The organism is Streptomyces sp. YJ-C3 (genome assembly GCF_053891275.1).
The window spans coordinates 964,782-984,266 of the sequence record NZ_CM132685.1 but is presented as its reverse complement, the minus strand read 5'-3'; the positions used below and the strand labels follow the sequence as shown (position 1 = coordinate 984,266).

Sequence of the window (19,485 nt, the reverse complement as noted above, 5' to 3'; positions counted from 1 at the left end):
ATCTCAGCCTGCCCTAGTTGACCGGTTCGACCGGTCTTGCTCCGACCGATCTCTCGCCGACCGACCTCCGACTCGGCCTCGCACCGAATACCAGAGTCCGGGTACCCCAGAACCGCAACACCGTGGCCAAGGCCATCCCCACCCCTGCGCCCGAGATCGTGTCCGCCCGAGGCGAGGTGAATCCCAACGCATAGTGGGACACCACGATGCACATCAGCTGGACCAGTGCCCCCGCCACGTTCACCGCGAAGAACACCCCGTACTGCCGCAGTCGCGACACCCCGGCCGCTCTCCTGCGGTACGTCCCCAGCGTGTTCCCCAGGTAGGCCACCGAGCAACCGGCCACGAACGACAATGCCTTCGCGGAGATCGGATCCAGCCCGACCGTCCCCCGCAGCCAGACGAACAGCCCCAGGTCGACGGCGTACGCGCACAACCCGGCCACCGCAAAACCCACCAACTCGGGCCCCAACTCCCTTACCCGCGCGCCCACTCCACGCCGAGCCCCCGCTGCTTCCCCCACGTCGCCTCCCGCTCCCTCGGCGCCTTCCGCCGCTCTTCCCGCGTCGCCCCTGCCCCTGCTTCTCACCAGTCCGCGACCGCGAGCCCGTACATCGCCAGCCACACGAGCCCGATCACCGCCAACGCGCGATCCCTCAACACCACGTCCTCCGGCTCACCCGCCGTGCCCCGGTCGGCGAACACCGCATATCTGAGGACCGCGAGAATGAACGCCACCATCGACAACTGCCGCCACGGCAACAGACTGCTGCGCGCGACACCCCCCTCCTCCATCGCCCATAGGCAGTACGCGAGCACGGCCACCCCCGCCGCCAGCTGCCAGACGAACCGCAGATATCCCGTCGTGTACTCGTTCAGGAGAGCCCGCGTGGCGCCCGCCTTGCCAGCCATCTGCACCGCCTCGGAGTACCGCTTGGCCGAGACCATGAACAGCGCGCCGAATCCCGTCGTGATCAGGAACCATCGCGAGAGCGGAATCCCGAGCGCCAGCCCGCCGATCATCGCCCGCATCAAGAAGCCGGTGGTCACCACGACCAGGTCGACGACCAAGACGTGCTTGAGGCTGACGCAGTACGCCAACTGCATGCCGACATAGGCGGTCAGCAGCGCCGCGGTCGCCGGATTGCACAGCACCGCCGCCGCAGCCGGCGCGAGCACGGCCAGCGTCCCCCCGACGGCATAGGCGACCGGTACGGGAACGAGCCCGGCCGCCACGGGCCGGTTCCGCTTCACCGGGTGCGCCCGATCCGCTTCGGCGTCCCGCGCGTCATTGATCAAGTACACCGCCGAGGCGGCCGCCGTGAACAGGATGAAGACAAGCGCCAGTTGAACCAGCGCATGCCGCGAGAACAACACTCCCGCCGCCGCAGGCGCGGCCACCACCAGGACGTTCTTCACCCACTGTCTGGGCCGCGCCGTCCGCAACAGCCCTGCGGGCAACCCGAGTGGTGTCACCGCCTTCGCCATCGACATCGGTTCGCGTGGCCGCTCCAGCACCGCCGTGGCAGCGCCGCCGCCCCGTGCCGACCCGACGAGCCGAGCTCCGCTCCCGCTCACCATCTCTTCCTCACCCCCTTGCCCTCGATGACCATCGAGCCCACCCCGTCCGTCCGGTCCGTCGCCGAGCACCCCGCGAACACCCAACTCGCCTGCCTCGCCTGCGCCGTCCACTCCCCCGCGCTGCTGTTCCGCCCTCTCCATGCGCTCTGTCACCGCACCTCACCCCCGTTCATCCAGCGCGCCCCCAGCCTCGCCGTCAGCGCACCCAAGACCGCTCCCGCCGCGACATCGGAGGGGTAGTGCACGCCGACAACCATCCGCGAGACACACATCGCAGCGGCCACGGGCGGCACCAGACGCGCGCCCACCGGCCTCAGCGCCCCGTAGGCGACGGCTGCGGCTGCCGCCGATGTCGCATGCGAGCTGGGGAACGAGTGCTTCCCCGCGGTCCGCACCAGTGGCTCGACGCCCGTCTCCGCGCTGGGCCTGGGCCTGCGCACCACCCGCTTCACCCCCATGCTGGCCAGATGGGCCCCAGCGGTGAGAGCCGTACCGCGCAGCCACGCTGTGCGCCGCTCACGGTCGACCGCAGCCCCGGCGAGGCCTGCGGCCAGCCACAACGCCCCGTGCTCACCGGCCCAGGACAGCGCACGCGCAGCCGTGGCAATGCGCCGGTCGGTGCCACAGTCGCGCAGTGCCGACAGCAGTCGGCGGTCCATGTCGTCCATGTGGCTCACTCTGAATGCCACAAGACGCACAGCTTGCGCAATTTAGTGTGAAACTCCCTCAATCACCCATTTCGGTGAGGGATCGCTATATTTGGTGCAAAGCCCCCTTTGTCGGGCGATACGGTCGCGCACATGGCTGCCGACCCTGTCTCCACCCCCACTTCCGTACCCACACCTGTCGCCGCCCCCTTGTCCGGCCCCACCTCCGCATCCGCACGCGAGTCCACGGCCACGACTGCGACTCCTCCGGCCTCACCCTCGAACTCGGCGCCAACTCCCGCTCCAGCACAGGAGTCCTCCGCATCTGCTGCCGGCTCCTCACCCAGTGCATCACCGCACCCGACTGCCCCGGGTTACGACACCGTGCCCGTCACCGGCTGGGGCCGCACGGCTCCCACGTCCGCGCATCTGGTTCGCCCCCGTTCCTACCAGGAGGCGGTGGCGGCGGTGCGGGAATGCGCTGCCCCCGGCCGCCGGGGCGGCATCGCCCGTGGCCTGGGACGGGCCTATGGCGACGCGGCACAGAACGCGGGCGGCGCCGTGCTGGACATGACCGGTCTGAACCGGATCCACGCCATCGATGCCAACGGCGGCACCGTGCTGTGCGACGCGGGCGTCTCCCTGCACCGGCTGATGGAAGTCCTCCTTCCTCTCGGCTGGTTCGTCCCGGTGACCCCGGGCACGCGCTATGTCACGGTCGGCGGCGCGATCGGTGCCGACATCCACGGCAAGAACCACCACGTCTCCGGATCCTTCGCCCGCCACGTCCTCGCGCTGGAACTCCTCACGGCCGACGGCGAAGTCCGTATGGTCGAGCGCGGCACCGAGCTCTTCGACGCCACGGCCAGCGGCATGGGACTGACAGGGATCATCCTCACGGCCACCGTCCAACTGCAGCGCGTCGAGACCTCGCTGATGTCCGTCGACACCGAACGCGCCGTGGATCTCGATGACTTGATGGCCCGCCTCACCGCCACTGATCACCGCTACCGCTACTCGGTCGCCTGGATCGATCTGCTGGCCCGTGGTGCCGCGATGGGCCGCTCAGTTCTCACCCGTGGAGACCACGCTCCCTTGGACGCGCTGCCCGTCCGCGCACGCCGGGCTCCGCTGGCCTTCCGCCCGGGCCGGCTGCCCTCCGCCCCTTCCTTCCTGCCCGAAGGCCTACTGGGCCGGACCACCGTCGGCCTCTTCAACGAGCTCTGGTATCGCAAAGCGCCTCGCTCCCGCGTCGGCGAGATTCAGAAACTGTCGACGTTCTTCCACCCCCTCGACGGTGTCCCGCACTGGAACCGCATTTATGGCCGCAGCGGCTTCGTGCAGTACCAATTCGTCGTCGGATATGGGAAGGAAGAAGCGCTGCGCCGGATTGTGCAGCGCATCTCGGAGCGCGGCTGCCCGTCCTTCCTGGCCGTGCTCAAGCGCTTCGGTGAAGGGGATCCCGGCTGGCTGTCCTTTCCCATGCCGGGCTGGACCCTGGCGCTCGACATCCCCGCGAACCTTCCGGAACTCGGCGCGTTCCTCGATGAACTCGATGAGGAGGTGGCCGCTGCCGACGGGCGCATCTACCTCGCCAAAGACTCCCGACTGCGCCCCGAACTCCTCTCCACCATGTATCCGCGGCTGGAGGAATTCCGCTCCCTGCGGGCGCGATTGGACCCGCGAGGCGTATTCCGCTCGGATCTTTCGCGGCGGCTGGATCTCTGAGCGCTCAGAAGCAACACGGGCCGCTCCCCCTATCCACACGCGAGCGCGTCGGCGCGGCTCTCCGCTCCATTCCGTCATTCGGACCGCTTGCGCTTCGCTCGACTCACCCACTCGCACCGTCGTTTCCCCCTTTGCTCCGTTCCCTGCGCGGCTCTCCGCGCCCTCGTCACTTTTGATACACCGCTCGAGCCGACCGGGTTCCCGATCTCGATCCCCGATTTCCGTATCCGGCACCCGGCACCCGGCACCCGGCACCCGGCACCTGATCGGCTCACTCCCGCCCGGCACACCGCCAACCAGCCCCGCCCCATTGGAGTTCGGTTTTCATGAAGGACGCTTTCGGCGCCCCCCAGTCCCTGCTCATCCTCGGCGGCACGTCCGAGATCGCGCTCGCGACAGCGCGCCGGCTCGTCGCCCGGCGCACTCGCACGGTGTGGCTCGCGGGCCGGCCGTCCCCTGCGCTCGACAGTGCTGCGAAGCAGCTGCGCGACATGGGTGCCGACGCCCGCACCGTCCCCTTCGACGCCCTGGACTCGGAGTCCCACGAGGAGACTCTCGGCAAGGTCTTCGCCGACGGCGACATCGACATGGTGCTGCTGGCTTTCGGAGTTCTCGGCGACCAGGCCCGCGACGAGGGCGAGCCGATGTCGGCGGTACGCGTCGCCCAGACCAACTACACCGGCGCCGTCTCGGCCGGCCTGGTCTGTGCTCGGGCGTTGCAGGCGCAGGGCCATGGTTCGTTGGTCGTGCTGTCGTCGGTCGCGGGCGAGCGGGCCCGCCGCGCCAATTTCATCTACGGGTCGAGCAAGGCGGGTCTCGACGCCTTCGCGCAGGGGCTGGGTGACGCGCTGCACGGCACGGGGGTCCACGTCATGGTGGTGCGCCCCGGATTTGTACGGTCGAAGATGACGGCGGGCCTGGCCGAAGCTCCGCTGGCCACGACTCCGGAGGCCGTGGCCCAGGCCATCGAGACAGGGCTGCGGCGCAGGTCGGAGATGGTGTGGGTGCCGGGGACGCTGCGGGTGGTCATGTCGGCGCTGCGCCACGTGCCGAGGCCGGTGTTCCGCAGGCTCCCGGTCTGACGCTCCCGCGCGGGACGCGCTGAGCGGTGCAGTTCCGGTGAGACCTGCGTCGGGAGGCGGTGCTCCCTGAGATCAAGGTCGGTGCCGCCGCCTGACGCGGTGGCCGGGCCCGATCAGCGCGCGGGCAGACGGCGTCCGCGCGTCGAGCGGTCCGGTGCCTGGGCAGGGAGCTTGGGCTTACCGAACGTGAAGTCCCGCAGCTTCCGCCAGATGCCGTCCGCACCCTGCTCGTAGAGAGCGAAGCCGTTGCACGGCCACGCCGCTTCGTAGTCGGCGAGTTCGTCGAAGGCTTGGTCCATCGCCTCCTCGGCGATGCCGTGCGCCACGGTGACATGCGGGTGGTACGGGAACTGCAGCTCACGCGCGACGGGCCCTGACGCGTCGCGCACCTGCTTCTGCAGCCAGGTGCAGGCCTCCGCGCCCTCGACGACCTGCACGAACACAACGGGTGACAGCGGACGGAACGTTCCCGTCCCCGAGAGGCGCATCGCGAAGGGACGGCCGGAGCCCGCGACCTCCGTCAGGTGCACCTCGATCGCCGGCAGGTCCCCTGCTTCCACCTCGGTGGGCGGAAGCAGGGTGATGTGCGTGGGAATGCCGTGCGCCGCGGGGTCACCGAAGCCCGCACGCCGCTCCTGGAGCAGGCTGCCATGAGGCTCCGGGACCGCGATCGAAACACCGATCGTTACGGTCCCCACGTCATACTCCTGTCGTCGTGTGGTGGGCGTGCGGGCGCGAGGTGCGGCCGGTCCGGTCTCAGTGCTTGGCGGGCAGGAAGCCGACCTTCTCGTACGCCTGGGAAAGGGTCTCGGCGGCGACGGTTCGCGCCTTCTCCGCGCCCTTGGCCAGGATCGAGTCGAGCGTCTCCGGGTCGTCCAGGTACTCCTGGGTGCGGGTCCGGAACGGCGTCACGAAGTCCACCATGACCTCAGCCAGGTCCGTCTTGAGCGCACCGTACATCTTGCCCTCGTACTTCTGCTCCAGTTCCGGAATACCGGTGCCGGTGAGGGTGGAGTAGATGGTGAGGAGGTTGCTCACGCCCGGCTTGTTCTCCGCGTCGTAGCGGATCACGGTGTCGGTGTCGGTGACCGCGCTCTTGACCTTCTTCGCGGTGACCTTCGGCTCGTCGAGGAGGTTGATGAGGCCCTTGGGGGTCGATGCCGACTTGCTCATCTTGATCGACGGGTCCTGAAGATCGTAGATCTTGGCCGTCTCCTTCAGGATGTACGGCGCCGGGATCGTGAAGGTCTCCCCGAAACGGCCGTTGAAGCGCTCGGCCAGGTCACGCGTGAGCTCGATGTGCTGGCGCTGGTCCTCGCCCACCGGAACCTGGTTGGCCTGGTACAGGAGGATGTCCGCGACCTGAAGGATCGGGTACGTGAAGAGGCCCACCGTGGCGCGGTCGGCGCCCTGCTTGGCGGACTTGTCCTTGAACTGCGTCATGCGGCTCGCCTCGCCGAATCCCGTGAGGCAGTTCATGACCCAGCCGAGCTGAGCGTGCTCGGGGACATGGCTCTGGACGAACAGCGTGCAGCGGTCCGGGTCGAGGCCGGCGGCCAGGAGCTGGGCTGCGGCGAGTCGAGTGTTCGCACGCAGTTCCTTCGGGTCCTGCGGAACGGTGATCGCATGCAGGTCCACCACCATGTAGAAGGCGTCGTGAGACTCCTGCAGCGCCACCCACTGGCGGACGGCGCCGAGGTAGTTGCCGAGGTGGAACGAGCCTGCGGTGGGCTGGATACCGGAGAGCACGCGGGGACTATCAGAGGCCATGCCCCTCATTCTCTCAGGTGTCTCTCATTGCTCGGGCCCAGGTGCACCACGCGGACACGCTCTGTGAAAAAAGAACGTGCGCGCGGGCACAGGCCGAGACGTGACGGACTGTGAGAACTCGTGCGTGACGGGTGGGAACCGATCGCTGTCGGCCGGTGTATCAAAGGTGTGAGGGCACAGGGGGAAGTCCTGGAGGGGGGCCGCGTCGTCGACGAGGGTGCGGTGATCGCACGCGTGCGCGCCGGGGAGCCGGAGGCGTACGCGGAGTTGGTCCGCGCCTTCACCGGGATCGCGCTGCGGGCAGCGGTGGCACTGGGCGCGGGCGCGGACGCGGAAGATGTGGTGCAGCAGTCCTTCTTCAAGGCGTATCGCAGCTTGGGGCGGTTCAAGGACGGCTCGGCGTTCAGGCCGTGGCTGCTCAAGATCGTCGCCAATGAGACGAGGAACACAGTGAGATCGGCAGGGCGGCAGCGCTCCGCCATCGGCCGGGAAGCCGCGATGGTCGAGGCCGAGCCGCTGATACCGGAATCGGCTGATCCCGCGGTGGCGGCGATCGAGATAGAGCGCCGGTCCGAGCTGCTCGCCGCGCTGGAGCTGCTGAGCGAGGAGCATCGGCTCGTCGTCACCTACCGCTATCTGTTGGAGATGGACGAGGCGGAGACGGCGCAGGCGCTCGGCTGGCCGCGCGGCACGGTCAAATCCCGGCTCAATCGCGCGCTGCGCAAGCTCGGCCAGCTGCTTCCCGCACGGCAGGATTCCGCATCGGTACCGGCACAGCGGCTGAGGGAGGGAGGTGACAAGCATGGGCGGGCGTCGCGATGACGAGCCAGGACTGCCTGACGAACTGCGCTCGCTGGGCCGACTGATGGAGGGCCCGGAAGGCGCGGGCGAGACGATGGCCGAGCGCGTGCTGGCGCAGATACTCGCCGAGCGTGTGCCCACGCCGGTCGCCGAGCCTCGCGGGCCGCGCAGCTTCTTGCGTCGGATACGAGGGTGGGTACGGCTTCGCTGGCGGGCGCTCGCCGCCGCACTGTGTGGGGTGGCGACCATCGTTGTGTTCACCCCGCCCGTGCGAGCTGCGGTCGCGGACTGGTTCGGCTTCGGCGGGGTCGAAGTGCGCTACGACCCGTCGTCCGCACCGTCGACGGGCGCCCACGTCCCTGGCTGCGGTGACTCCGTCTCGCTGGCTCAGGCCGTGCGTCGGGCCGGCTTCACGCCTCTGGTCCCGTCCGGGCTGGGCTCGCCCGACGCGATCATGGTCACTCGCGAGCAGGACGATCGCGCGCTGCTGACCTTGTGCTGGCGAGACGCGGGCCGCACGGTTCGGCTCGACGAGTATCCGGCGCGTCTCGACATCGGCTTCGTGAAGACCGTCGCTGTGCCGCCGAAGTGGGTCACGGTGGCCGGGGACACCGGGCTCTGGTTCAGGAACGAGCATCGGCTGAGCTTCCGGATGCTCGACGAGCAGGGCAAGCAGTGGAACCGTGCGGAGCGCACAGCTGGGCCGACGCTGCTGTGGACACACGGCTCCGACCTCACGCTGCGTCTGGAGGGCATCGAGTCCGAGGACGAAGCGTTGAGAATCGCGAAGTCGGTGCGCGGTCGGCGCTAGGTCACGTCCGGTGCCTCAGACCGCGTGAGGTGACAGCCCCCTTCGATGACGGTGAGTGTCGCCAACGACGCCCGTTCGCACCCCGCCATGTGTCTCAGGGCACAACGCACGCACCCCCGGCGGCAAGATCCGCCGGGCAGGCCATAGCCGACGCAGACGAAAAGACATCCCGGCGAATCGGGAACCCGGACAGCTCGAGCGGTGTACCAGAAGTGACAGTGCACGGAGGAGCCGTGCAGGGATCGGCTGGGGGTTCGAATGCGTACGGTACGAAGCGTGGCGGCACTGGCCACAGCGCTGGCTGCGGCACTGGTCATGGTGCTGTGGAGCGGTTCGCAAGCATTGGCCGGCGGGCCCACCAGCGTCCTCGTCGTCTCACCGGAGAGCAAGCAGAGCGCGTCGCTCTACTTCAGTGACAAGGAGTACGGCCGTCTGAGCAGCCTGCTCGGTGAGCCGGGCGAGGGACAGGAGAAGGTGCCACCCGGCCTCGGTGTCGGTGCGGGACGACAGCTCAACATGACGTGGCTGCTGCACGATGTGCAGCCCTGGCGGGTGGACCGCGTCTATCCCGACACTCCGGGCAGCAAGGAGGTCTGGATCCATACGTCGACGGATATCCCGGAGAAGTTCAGCGGCTACTGGCACACGGCTCAGAAGCCGGATGAGCTGCGGTCGCTGCTGCACAGGCTGGGTGTGATGGGCAAGCGGGCTCCCGGTGGGGCGCCTCCCGTATTTCCCAGCTCGGAGATATCCGGGACACCCGCGGCAGCGGCTCCAGGAGCGGCCGCCACTGCATCTGCCACGTCCGCGGCGACGGCCCGGGGCAGCGGGATCGACTGGTGGTGGGCGGTCCCCTGTGCGGGCGCTGGAGCGGCGGCAGCCCTGCTGCTTCGACCGCTGGTCATGCGTCTGCCGGAGACGCTGGCGTCGTCTCGCAGGCGCTGGGAGTCAGGCCCACGGCAGGAGCTGCGGGACATATGACCGCCTGGCGAGCAGGTTCTCGGACCGGCGCAGCCGCCGCCTCCGTCAGGGACGGGCCCCTTCCGAAGGCGGCGGGTCGAGGCTCAGGTGAGGTCGACGGCGGGGTAGAGCGGGAAGCCGGCGAGCAGATCGCCGGCCCGGTGGGAGACCTCGTCGGCGACCTTGGCCTCCAGGACGTGCTGGGCCTTGGAGGGGGCGCCCTTGCTGGTGGTGCCGGCCTCGGTCGCCGTGAGGACGCGGTCGATGAGCGCGGCGATCTCGTCCATCTCGGTGGCGCCCAGGCCGCGGGTGGTGAGGGCGGGGGTGCCGATACGGATGCCGGAGGTGTACCACGCGCCGTTCGGGTCGGCAGGAATGGCGTTGCGGTTGGTGACGATGCCGGAATCGAGAAGCGCGGACTCGGCCTGTCGGCCGGTCAGACCGTAGGAGGTGGCGACATCGATCAGATTGAGGTGGTTGTCCGTACCGCCGGTGACCAGGGTCGCTCCGCGCCGGGTGAGGCCTTCGGCGAGGGCGCGGGAGTTGTCGACGACGGCATGGGCGTAGCCACGGAAGTCAGGACGGCGGGCCTCGGCGAGCGCGACAGCCTTCGCGGCCATGACGTGCGGCAGCGGACCGCCCAGCACCATCGGGCAGCCGCGGTCCACCTGGTCGGCGAGCGAGTCGTCGCACAGGACCATGCCGCCGCGCGGGCCGCGCAGCGACTTGTGGGTGGTCGTGGTGACGATCTGGGCGTGCGGCACCGGGTCGAAGTCGCCGGTGAGGACCTTGCCCGCGACAAGACCGGCGAAGTGAGCCATGTCGACCATCAGCGTTGCCCCGACCTCGTCGGCGATCTCCCGCATGATGCGGAAGTTCACCAGGCGCGGGTAGGCGGAGTAGCCGGCGACGATGATCATCGGCTTGAACTCGCGGGCCGTGGCGCGCAGCGCCTCGTAGTCCAGGAGTCCGGTGGCCGGGTCGGTGCCGTAGCTGCGCTGGTCGAACATCTTGCCGGAGATGTTGGGTCGGAACCCATGCGTGAGGTGGCCGCCGGCGTCCAGGGACATGCCGAGCATGCGCTGGTTGCCGAAGGCCTGGCGCAGCTCTGCCCAGTCGGCGTCGGACAGGTCGTTGACGTTGCGCACCCCGGCTCGCTGCAGGGCGGGAGCCTCGACGCGGTCCGCGAGGACGGCCCAGAAGGCGACGAGGTTGGCGTCGATGCCGGAGTGCGGCTGGACGTACGCGTGCTGGGCGCCGAAGAGCTCTCGGGCGTGTTCAGCGGCCAGGGACTCGACGGTGTCGACGTTGCGGCACCCCGCGTAGAAGCGGCGGCCGACGGTGCCCTCGGCGTACTTGTCGCTGAACCAGTTGCCCATCGCCAGCAGGGTGGCCGGAGAGGCGTAGTTCTCACTGGCGATCAGCTTGAGCATCTCGCGCTGGTCGGCGATCTCCTGGCCGATGGCGTCGGCGACCCGGGGCTCCACGCTCCGGATCACGTCGAGGGCGCTGCGGAAGGCGACTGACTCGGTGGAAAGGGAGGAGGAAGGGGTGGGCTCTGGCATGAAGGACCTCCGGGACGGGTTCTCCCCGGTCCGAGCGGGCTCGGACAGACGGGGCGCTGCACGGTTCGGCCCAGGCGCACGGCACACAGTTCGCGGGCCGCTCCCCGATGGTCGGTCCCATCCCAGCGCGCCAGTCACGGCCCGGGAATCACATTACCGGGCGCGCCGGTGCGCGAGGTTTCCGCGTCCAGGATGCGAGCGACGATAGGAAGGGGCCACAAACCCGTCTCGCGCCGTAAGAGCCGCAAGGCCTTCAGAGCCGTAAGAACGGAGATCCCGTGACTTCTGTGACTCCCGCCCACACCGCCGAGGACCCACGTGCTGCTACGGAGGGCTTGATCGCCGCCTCCGAGGAGCACAGCGCGCACAACTACCATCCGCTGCCCGTCGTCGTCGCCACGGCGGAGGGCGCGTGGATGACGGACGTCGAGGGGCGCCGCTATCTGGACATGCTCGCCGGGTACTCCGCCCTCAATTTCGGGCATGGAAACCGGCGGCTGATCGAGGCGGCCAAGGCCCAGCTGGAGCGCGTCACCCTGACCTCTCGGGCGTTCCATCACGACCGGTTCGCCGAGTTCTGTACGCAGCTCGCCGAGTTGTGCGGCATGGAGATGGTGCTGCCGATGAACACGGGGGCGGAGGCGGTGGAGACCGCGGTGAAGACCGCCCGTAAGTGGGGGTACCGGGTCAAGGGCGTGCCGGACGGCCGGGCGCGGATCGTGGTCGCGAGCGACAACTTCCACGGCCGGACGACGACCATCGTCAGCTTCTCCACGGATCCGGAGGCCCGAGCGGACTTCGGGCCGTACACGCCGGGGTTCGACATCGTCCCGTACGGCGACCTGGAAGCGCTCCGGGACGCGATGACCGAGGACACGGTGGCGGTCCTTCTGGAGCCGATCCAGGGTGAGGCGGGGGTGCTGGTGCCGCCGCCCGGATACCTGCCGGCGGTGCGGGAGCTGACGCGCGAGCGCAGCGTGCTGTTCATCGCGGACGAGATCCAGTCGGGGCTCGGGCGGACGGGGCGGACGTTCGCCTGCGAGCACGAGGGCGTGGTGCCCGACATGTATGTGCTGGGCAAGGCGCTCGGGGGCGGTGTCGTGCCGGTGTCGGCGGTCGTGTCGAGCAAGGCGGTGCTGGGGGTGTTCCGACCGGGCGAGCACGGGTCGACGTTCGGCGGCAATCCGCTCGCTTGTGCTGTGGCGCTCGAGGTGATCGCGATGCTGCGGGGCGGGGAGTTCCAGCAGCGGGCCGCGGAGCTGGGTGAGCATCTGCACGCCGAGCTGGGCCTGTTGGCCGGGACGGGCAAGGTGACCGAGGTGCGGGGCCGTGGGCTCTGGGCGGGTGTGGACATCGATCCGGCGTACGGGACGGGACGGGAGATCTCGGAGAAGTTGATGGATCGGGGTGTGCTCGTGAAGGACACCCATGGCTCCACGATCCGGATCGCCCCGCCCCTGGTGATCAGGAAGGAGGATCTGGACTGGGGGCTCGATCAGCTCCGTGCGGTACTCGGCGCGTGAACGGCGGCGCCCGGAGACATCCGAGAGTTCCTTGACACCTGAAGAGTGATGACGCCCCGGGGCGTATCAGGGCCCGAGGCCGGGTCTGGGGTCGGCGGCCCAGACCCGGTCGGCGCTAGAGGATGACGTGGGGCAGGAAGCGGGCGTATTCGTCCGTGATCGGGCCCGAGGATTCACGGATGCCGAGACCCGCGGCTTCGTTCTCCACGACCCAGGCACCCAGCACCACCCGGTTGCCGTCGAAGTCGGGCAAGAGGCTCAGTTCCTGGTAACAGCAGGCCTCTTCACGAGGCGTCGTTTCGGTTGGTGAGCGGCCCGGTTCGTGGAGAGTGACGCCGGCGCCTTCGCGGCCGAGGAGGGGCTTGGCGACGTACCCGGTGGTGCGGGCGAGTTCGCGCGGGCCGTCCAGGTAGGCGGGGAGGAGGTTCGGATGGCCCGGGAAGAGTTCCCAGAGCACGGCCAGGAGTGCCTTGTTAGACAGGAGCATCTTCCAGGCGGGTTCGATCCACAGAGTGGTGCCGGTGCCGCCTCCGTTGTCGAGTGTGTCCAGGACGTACGGGGCGAAGCGATCGGTGGTCAGCCACTCCCAGGGGTAGAGCTTGAAGCAGCTGCGGATGAAGCGGAGTTTCTTGTCGACGAAGCGCCGTGACAGCGGGTCCCAGCCGATGTCCTCCACGGAGATGGATTCCGTGTCCAGTCCGGCCTGCTCGGCGGTCTCGCGCAGATAGGCCACGGTCATCAGGTCCTCGCCGAGTTCGTCCTCGGCGGAGTGCGCGAAATGCAGCGGGCTGCCGGGCGGGAGGAGTGCGGCCTGTTTCTTCCAGGCGTCGACCAGCCGCTCGTGAAGGGAGTTCCACTGGTCGGCGCCGGGGAAGCGCTCCTCCATCCAGAACCATTGCGGGCTGGCGGCCTCGACGAGGGAGGTGGGCGTGTCGGCGTTGTACTCCAGGAGCTTCGCCGGGCCTCCTGTGCGGCCGTCGTAGTGGAGGTCGAAACGGCCGTACACGGAAGGGAGTTCATCGCGTCGGCGCCAGGACTCACGAACGAGTGATGCGAGGCGCGGGTCGGTGATTCCGAGGTCGGCGAGGCGGTCCTGGGTGACGAGGTGCTCGGCTGCGGCCAGGCACATCCCGTGCAGTTCCTCGACGACCTCCTCGAGCGCCTCGACCTCGGGCAAGGAGAACTCGTAGTAGGCGCTCTCGTCCCAGTAGGGGCGAAGGGAGTCGTCCGGGTAGCGGGTGAGGGGGTAGATCAGCCCTTGTTCCTCGACGGTCTGCTGCCAGCCGTCGCGGGGCTGGATGGTGTGGCGCTTCATCCCTGGTTCAGCCGCCTCCGGAACCGGAACCCGAGCAACCGAAGCCGCCCCGGTCGACGGCCTCGCTGCGGCTGAAAGTGCCGCTGTCGGCGTGGCGTCCGCTGACATCGGAGTCGTAGTACCAGGCTCCGTCGACCCGGCCGCTCCGGCCGGTGCCGCTCGTGCTGCCGCCGGTACTCGTGCCGGTCTTGCGGCCCTTGCCGGTCGAGGTCGTTCCCGAACCGCTCTTGCAGTACTGGTCGCTGACGATCTTGTACCCGTTGAACGTGTCGTAGCTGTCACGGTCCACACAGCGCCGGTCCGGGTCCGAACCGCAGGAAGTCAGGGCCGTGGCGAGCACGCCCATGCCACCGAGTACCACTGTGCTCGACCGCAACCGCCGTCGTTTCTCCGCCATCGGTGCAACTCCCCCGTCTGTGCTGGTTCCGACCGGACGCGTGCAGCCGGCGCCATGGGCTCGGCGACGGCTCGTCGTGGGTAGTCCCGGCGCGTCCTGGTCCTTGTCGGCGGTCAGCGTAGAAGAACACACGGGTTCCCCGCGCATCCACTCCCGATCCAAAGCCCGACTCCCTTTCCTCTAAAGTCACTTTGTGCCTCTTGGAATGATTTGCGCGCTGGGGTCCGCGATCTGCTTCGGTACGGCGTCGGTGCTTCAGGCGATGGCGGCGCGGGCGGCCGAGCCCGGGACCGGGTCGGGAGTCGATCCGGCGCTACTGGTGCGGGCGTTGCGGCAGTGGCGTTACGTCGCCGGGCTCGGGCTCGACGGGCTCGGATTCGTCCTGCAGGTGGTGGCGCTGCGATCCCTCCCCATCTACGCCGTGGGGGCGGCGCTCGCCGCGAGCCTGGCCGTGACCGCGGTGGTCGCCGCCCGGTTGCTGCGCGTGCGGTTGAGCGGGGCCGAGTGGGGCGCTGTGGGTGCCGTGTGCGCGGGGCTCACGATGCTGGGGCTGGCGTCGGGGGCGGAGGGCGAGCGGGCCGGTTCGGACGGGCTGCGGTTCGCGATGCTCGGGGTGGCGGTCGGGGTGCTGCTGATCGGGGCCGGGGCGGGGCGACTGCCGGGGCGTGGCCGGGCCTTGGCGTTGGGGCTCGGGGCGGGGTTCGGTTTCGGCGTGGTCGAGGTGAGCGTGCGGCTCATCGACGACATCTCGCCAGGGGCCCTGCTGACGAATCCGGCGACCTACGCGCTGCTGGTGGGCGGAGGCGCGGCGTTCCTCTTGCTGACGTCGGCGCTGCAGCGCGGGTCGGTGACGGTGGCCACGGCCGGGATGGTCGTCGGGGAGACGGTGGGGCCGGCGTTGGTGGGCGTGGTGTGGCTCGGGGACCGGACGCGGTCGGGGCTCGAGTGGCTGGCGGTGCTGGGATTCGCAGTGGCCGTGGCGGGGGCGCTGGCCCTGGCCCGGTTCGGGGAGGCACCGGTGGTGGAGGGCGGGGAGCCCGTTCGAGCAGGCGAGTAGGCGCGGGCGCTTGGCGGGCTCGGCGTCGAGGGAGGCGTCGGCCAAGGTGACGAGCGGGGGCGAAGGGGCAGACGCTGTACAGGTGCGGGGTGCTCATAGGCACGGTCGTGCGCGGGCAGCCGTATGACAGCGCCCGTATCCGCCCCGCCGTACCTCCTTACGGTCGACCCTCGCCGTACTCCTTACCCGGTCGACCCTCGCCATGCCTCCGCTCGGGCCGGGCTGCCCGGGCACTCGCCTTGCCCGCCGGCCCACCATGCACTCGCCCTCCATGGCCCGCCCCGGCCCGCCCGACCCTGGTCTGCGCCAACCTGACCGACCCCGACTGCCCCCATTGCCGTTTTCGTAGCTCCGCAACGCCTCGCTGCTGGCCGAGACCACCGCCCACTCGCCCCACCCTTACGGCAGCACCCGGCACAGTGCGTCCAAAGCTCCGGACCAGGCGTGGTCGGGCGGGGTGCCGTAGCCGACCACCAAGGCGTCGGGTTGAGCTGCCGAGGCGGCGGCGTTCTCGTGGCGGAAGCTGGAGAGACCTGCGACGCCCAGGCGTTGCCAGGCGGCGGCTCGGACGACGGATTGTTCGGTGCCGGGCGGGAGTTGGAGGACCGCGTGCAGGCCGGCGGCGATGCCGGTGGCGTGGACGGTGGGCGCGTGTTCGGCGAGGGCGGCCACGAGTTGGTCACGGCGTCGGCGGTAGCGCAGGCGGGCGCTGCGCAGGTGGCGGTCGTAGGCGCCCGAGTTCAGGAACTCGGCGAGGGTCAGCTGGTCGAGAGCACCGCACGACCAGTCGCTGGGGCCCTTGGCCTCCATGACCTCGTCGGCGAGGGCCGGAGGCAGGACCATCCAGCCCAGACGCAGCCCGGGGGCGAGCGACTTGCTCGCCGTGCCGAGATAGACGACACGGTCCGGGTCCAGCCCCTGGAGCGCGCCTACGGGTTGGCGGTCGTAGCGGAATTCGCCGTCGTAGTCGTCCTCGAGGATCAGTCCACCAGTGCGACGTGCCCAGTCGACGACGGCGGCCCGCCGGTCAGGATGGAGCGGGACGCCCACGGGGAACTGATGGGCGGGTGTCAGCAGAGCGGCGCCGACTGCCGCGCGATCGCCGGATCCGCCGACAGCAGCGTCCCCGCCGGATCGACCCCCGCCCTTTCGACCGCCGCTGGACCGACCGCCGCCCGGTCGATCGCCGCCCGGTCGATCGCCGCCGCCTGAGCCTCCGCCAGATGGCCCACCGCCCTCCGCCCGGGCCGGCCGCGCCACGACCGGAGCCACCGCCGCACCAGCACCAGCCCCCGGCCCCACTCCTACACCCGACCGCGCACCCGCACCCACATCCACATCCGCACCCACCCCCGCCCCCACACCGGCCCCCCGAGACGGCGCCCCGCCCATCGTCCAATGATCCAACTCCCCCGTGTCCGTGCCGAGTTCGTCGAGCGGGAGGGGATGGGTGTGGAGGCCTGCGCGGGTGAGGACGTTCCAGTGGACGTCGAGGCCGTAGGTCTCCACAGCGATGTCGTGCACGCCTCGGCGGCGCAGGACGTCGCCGAGCAGCATCAGGCCGTGCGCGAACCCGGCGCAGATGACGATGCGGTCGGGGTGGGCGTGGACGCCGCGGGCGCGGGCGAGATAGCCGGCGAGGGCGGTGCGCAGTTCGGGGCGGCCGCGGGGGTCGCCGTAGCCGAGGGCGTCGTTCGGTGCGGCGGTCAGGGCGCGGCGGGACGCCCGGAGCCAGGCGGCGCGGGGGAACGAAGAGAGGTCGGGGGTGCCGGGGTGCAGGTCGTGCAGGAGCCTGCCGGGGGCTCGGCGCCCCGGGGAGGGGGCTGGGCGGGGCGCCTCGACGGGGCGTTCGGCGACCCGGGTGCCGGAGCCCTGGCGGGCGGTGAGCCAGCCTTCCGCGACGAGGTCGGCGTAGGCGTCGGCGACGGTGTTGCGGGCGATGCCCAGATCGACGGCGAGCGTGCGCGAGGCGGGCAATCGGGTGCCGGGGGCGAGGCGGCCGCCGCGTACGGCTTCGCGGAGCGCGTCGGTCAGGCCCCGGCGCAGGCCGGAGCCGGTGGGCTCGATGTGGAGGTCGATGCCGAGTGCCTGCCCGGAGGGCGAAGTGGCCCAGGATTCTGCCATGGGAATGGACCATACCTCTGGGCTAATCCGTTCGTAGGGTCGAGACATGACGACGCACGGGAACGACACACAGCACCAGAATGAGACCCAGCAGGGGAACGGCCCGCACGGCAGCAGCCAGGGCACGACGGCCCCCGCCCCCACCACTGGCAGCGCAGGCGGCACCGCTGACGCCGGCACGGAGTACATGCACGAGCACACGCCTCGGCTCGCCTGGTCCCAGCACGCCCCCGAGGTGTTCAAGGCGATGGTCCGGCTCGACGCGGCGGCTCGTCAGGGGCTCGACCCGGTGACGTACGAGCTGGTCAAGATTCGAGCCTCGCAGATCAACCACTGCGCGCTGTGCCTGGACATGCACTCCAAGGACGCGCTGGCCGCCGGCGAGAGCGTCGAGCGGATCATCCAGCTTGCCGCCTGGGAGGAGTCGCAGCACTTCTACACGGAGAAGGAGATCGCCGCGATCGAGCTGACCGAGGCGATCACGGTCCTCACGGACGGTTTCGTGCCGGACGAGGTGTACGAGAAGGCGGCGAAGGTCTACGACGAGCGGGAGCTGAGCCAGTTGATCGCGGCGATCACGACGATCAACGCGTGGAACCGGTTCGGTGTCACCACGCGCCAGTCGCCGGGGCACTACAAGGCGGGGGACTTCAAGTGAGCGCGCGTATGACCCGGTTGGACCCCGGGGTCCGGGACGCGATGGTCGCGTTGAGCGCGGCCGTGAAGAAGGGGCTCGGGGATCCGGTCCTGGCCGAGCTGGTGATGATCCGGGCTTCGCAGATCAACGAGTGCGCGTTCTGTCTGGACATGCACGTCGACATCGCTGTCGAGAAGAACGGGGAGAGCGCGAAGCGGATTGCGCTGCTCAACGCCTGGCGGGAGGCCGGCGAGTTGTACAGCGAGCGGGAGCGGGCGGCGCTCGCGCTGACCGAGGCCGTGACGGTGCTCACCGAGGGGTTCGTGCCCGACGAGGCGTACGAGCTCGCCGCGAAGCAGTTCACCGAGGGGGAGCTCGCCCACCTCATCGGGGCGATCGCTTTGATCAACAGCTGGAACCGGCTGATGGTCAGCAGGCGGATCGAGCCGGGAGGTCCCGCGTGGTGAACGGCGCGACGGCCGACCCCGACCGGTCGCAGGGGCCCGTGAGGCACGCGAGGCCCGTGGACGTCCTGCGGGCGCTGCACCACGACCGTGCTCCCGGCGATCCGTTGGTCCTGCCGGGGCCGTGGGACGCGGCGAGTGCACGGGTCTTCGAGGAGGCCGGGTTCCCGGCTCTGGCGACGCCCAGCGCGGGGGTCGCGGCGTCGCTGGGGTACGAGGACGGGCGGACGCCGGCGGACGAGATGTTCGCGGCCGTGACACGGATCGTGCGGTCGGTGTCGGTGCCGGTGTCGGCGGACATCGAGGGCGGGTACGGGATCGCGCCCAGGGAGCTGGTGGAGCGGTTGCTGGAGACCGGGGCCGTCGGGTGCAACCTCGAGGACTCGGCCTCGGACACGGAGCCCGGCGCCGGACCGGGCAAGGCGCTCAAGGACCCTCGGGAGCAGGCCGACTGGCTGGCCGAGGTGCGGGCGGCCGCCGGTGACCGGATCGTGCTCAACGCGCGGATCGACACGTTCATGAGGGGCGTCGACGATCCGGTCGGGGAGACGATCGAGCGGGCGCGGTGGTACGTGGCGGCCGGCGCGGACTGTGTGTATCCGATCGGGGCGCCGGTCGAGGCACTGCCTCTTCTGCGGGCCGGGATCGAGGGGCCGGTCAACGTCGGGGCGCCGCCCGGTGGGCCGTCGCTGCGGGAGTGGGGCGAGTCGGGGGCGACGCGGATCACGTTCGGGCCCGGGTTGCAGCGCCGGGCGGCAGCGGCGCTGCGGGAGATCGCGGAGAACCTGGGGTAGCGGACCCGCGGATCCTCCCCCAGCAGCCCCGCTGACCCCGCTGACCCCGCTGTGCTGGGCAGCCGACGGCCCCGCCCAAGACCAGCACCAGCACCAGCACCAGCACCAGCACCAGCACCAGCACCAGCACCAGCACCAGCGTCACTGCCGCTGCCACTGCCGTTGCCACTGCCGTTGCCACCGCCACCACCACCACATGACTGTGCCGGGTGCCCCCGTCAGGAAAGAC

General features: G+C 70.1%; 19 protein-coding genes and 1 riboswitch. Of the genes, 10 read left to right on the top strand and 9 right to left on the bottom strand.

Annotated elements, in window-relative coordinates; all coding sequences use genetic code 11:
* Positions 1–13 precede the first annotated feature (13 nt).
* The 3 genes from ACVHNB_RS04320 to ACVHNB_RS04310 all read right to left on the bottom strand — a co-directional run bounded on the left by ACVHNB_RS04320 (position 14) and on the right by ACVHNB_RS04310 (position 2,249).
* On the bottom strand, positions 14–493 hold the full coding sequence (locus ACVHNB_RS04320) for a GtrA family protein (protein ID WP_428952746.1): 480 nt from the start codon (positions 491–493) through the stop codon (positions 14–16).
* A 92-nt stretch (positions 494–585) separates the two neighbouring features.
* Positions 586–1,494, bottom strand: coding sequence for a decaprenyl-phosphate phosphoribosyltransferase (locus ACVHNB_RS04315; RefSeq protein WP_456228834.1), 909 nt, complete (start codon positions 1,492–1,494; stop codon positions 586–588).
* Positions 1,495–1,730: 236 nt separating this feature from the next.
* On the bottom strand, positions 1,731–2,249 hold the full coding sequence (locus ACVHNB_RS04310; RefSeq protein ID WP_428952747.1) for a phosphatase PAP2 family protein: 519 nt from the start codon (positions 2,247–2,249) through the stop codon (positions 1,731–1,733).
* Positions 2,250–2,612: 363 nt separating this feature from the next.
* Between ACVHNB_RS04310 and ACVHNB_RS04305 the strand changes: the two genes are divergently transcribed.
* Together ACVHNB_RS04305 and ACVHNB_RS04300 are read left to right on the top strand one after the other, a co-directional pair.
* A complete protein-coding gene (locus ACVHNB_RS04305) occupies positions 2,613–3,956 on the top strand; it encodes an FAD-binding protein (protein ID WP_456227444.1) in 1,344 nt (447 codons plus the stop codon).
* A 326-nt stretch (positions 3,957–4,282) separates the two neighbouring features.
* Positions 4,283–5,038, top strand: coding sequence for a decaprenylphospho-beta-D-erythro-pentofuranosid-2-ulose 2-reductase (locus tag ACVHNB_RS04300; protein ID WP_428952749.1), 756 nt, complete (start codon positions 4,283–4,285; stop codon positions 5,036–5,038).
* A 113-nt stretch (positions 5,039–5,151) separates the two neighbouring features.
* Here the strand turns inward: ACVHNB_RS04300 and ACVHNB_RS04295 are convergent, their stop codons facing one another.
* Both ACVHNB_RS04295 and trpS read right to left on the bottom strand, forming a co-directional pair.
* The gene (locus tag ACVHNB_RS04295; protein WP_428952750.1) at positions 5,152–5,736 is read right to left on the bottom strand and encodes a 2'-5' RNA ligase family protein; all 585 of its coding nucleotides are present in this window, start codon (positions 5,734–5,736) and stop codon (positions 5,152–5,154) included.
* Between the two features lie 58 nt (positions 5,737–5,794).
* On the bottom strand, positions 5,795–6,808 hold the full coding sequence (gene trpS, locus ACVHNB_RS04290) for a tryptophan--tRNA ligase (RefSeq protein WP_428952751.1): 1,014 nt from the start codon (positions 6,806–6,808) through the stop codon (positions 5,795–5,797).
* Positions 6,809–7,030: 222 nt separating this feature from the next.
* Between trpS and ACVHNB_RS04285 the strand changes: the two genes are divergently transcribed.
* The 3 genes from ACVHNB_RS04285 to ACVHNB_RS04275 all read left to right on the top strand — a co-directional run bounded on the left by ACVHNB_RS04285 (position 7,031) and on the right by ACVHNB_RS04275 (position 9,401).
* Positions 7,031–7,630, top strand: coding sequence for an RNA polymerase sigma factor (locus ACVHNB_RS04285; RefSeq protein ID WP_428952752.1), 600 nt, complete (start codon positions 7,031–7,033; stop codon positions 7,628–7,630).
* Positions 7,611–8,420, top strand: coding sequence for a hypothetical protein (locus ACVHNB_RS04280; protein WP_456227443.1), 810 nt, complete (start codon positions 7,611–7,613; stop codon positions 8,418–8,420). Before ACVHNB_RS04285 ends, ACVHNB_RS04280 begins: the two co-directional genes overlap by 20 nt.
* Before the next feature lie 276 nt (positions 8,421–8,696).
* Complete coding sequence (locus ACVHNB_RS04275; RefSeq protein WP_456227442.1) at positions 8,697–9,401, top strand: hypothetical protein; 705 nt, start codon at positions 8,697–8,699, stop codon at positions 9,399–9,401.
* Positions 9,402–9,484: 83 nt separating this feature from the next.
* Here ACVHNB_RS04275 and ACVHNB_RS04270 read toward each other — a convergent pair whose 3' ends face one another.
* Entirely contained in the window at positions 9,485–10,945 is a 1,461-nt protein-coding gene (locus ACVHNB_RS04270) for a glycine hydroxymethyltransferase (protein ID WP_456227441.1), read from the bottom strand.
* A gap of 61 nt (positions 10,946–11,006) precedes the next feature.
* A riboswitch (ZMP/ZTP riboswitch) is annotated at positions 11,007–11,093 on the bottom strand.
* A gap of 139 nt (positions 11,094–11,232) precedes the next feature.
* On the opposite strand from ACVHNB_RS04270, the gene rocD reads away from it, so the two are divergent.
* Positions 11,233–12,468 carry an ornithine--oxo-acid transaminase gene (gene rocD / locus ACVHNB_RS04265; protein ID WP_428957575.1) on the top strand — a complete coding sequence of 412 codons (1,236 nt, stop codon included), beginning with the start codon at positions 11,233–11,235 and terminating at the stop codon, positions 12,466–12,468.
* Positions 12,469–12,583: 115 nt separating this feature from the next.
* Here rocD and ACVHNB_RS04260 read toward each other — a convergent pair whose 3' ends face one another.
* Together ACVHNB_RS04260 and ACVHNB_RS04255 are read right to left on the bottom strand one after the other, a co-directional pair.
* Positions 12,584–13,783 (bottom strand): glutathionylspermidine synthase family protein, encoded by a 1,200-nt coding sequence (locus tag ACVHNB_RS04260; protein WP_456227440.1) that lies wholly within the window; start codon positions 13,781–13,783, stop codon positions 12,584–12,586.
* 7 nt (positions 13,784–13,790) lie between these two features.
* Complete coding sequence (locus tag ACVHNB_RS04255) at positions 13,791–14,180, bottom strand: hypothetical protein (protein ID WP_428952757.1); 390 nt, start codon at positions 14,178–14,180, stop codon at positions 13,791–13,793.
* 205 nt (positions 14,181–14,385) lie between these two features.
* On the opposite strand from ACVHNB_RS04255, the gene ACVHNB_RS04250 reads away from it, so the two are divergent.
* Positions 14,386–15,237 (top strand): DMT family protein, encoded by an 852-nt coding sequence (locus ACVHNB_RS04250; protein WP_428957576.1) that lies wholly within the window; start codon positions 14,386–14,388, stop codon positions 15,235–15,237.
* A 399-nt stretch (positions 15,238–15,636) separates the two neighbouring features.
* On the opposite strand, the gene ACVHNB_RS04245 is transcribed toward ACVHNB_RS04250, so the two are convergent.
* Positions 15,637–17,361 (bottom strand): aminotransferase-like domain-containing protein, encoded by a 1,725-nt coding sequence (locus ACVHNB_RS04245; protein WP_456227439.1) that lies wholly within the window; start codon positions 17,359–17,361, stop codon positions 15,637–15,639.
* Positions 17,362–17,548: 187 nt separating this feature from the next.
* Here ACVHNB_RS04245 and ACVHNB_RS04240 point away from each other — a divergent pair, with 187 nt between their 5' ends.
* From ACVHNB_RS04240 to ACVHNB_RS04230, 3 genes are read left to right on the top strand one after another with little or no spacing between them, the layout of a single operon-like run.
* A complete protein-coding gene (locus tag ACVHNB_RS04240) occupies positions 17,549–18,019 on the top strand; it encodes a carboxymuconolactone decarboxylase family protein (RefSeq protein ID WP_428957577.1) in 471 nt (156 codons plus the stop codon).
* Between the two features lie 8 nt (positions 18,020–18,027).
* Positions 18,028–18,465 (top strand): carboxymuconolactone decarboxylase family protein, encoded by a 438-nt coding sequence (locus tag ACVHNB_RS04235; protein ID WP_428952759.1) that lies wholly within the window; start codon positions 18,028–18,030, stop codon positions 18,463–18,465.
* 38 nt (positions 18,466–18,503) lie between these two features.
* Positions 18,504–19,256 (top strand): isocitrate lyase/PEP mutase family protein, encoded by a 753-nt coding sequence (locus tag ACVHNB_RS04230; RefSeq protein WP_456227438.1) that lies wholly within the window; start codon positions 18,504–18,506, stop codon positions 19,254–19,256.
* The last annotated feature ends 229 nt before the right edge of the window (positions 19,257–19,485 follow it).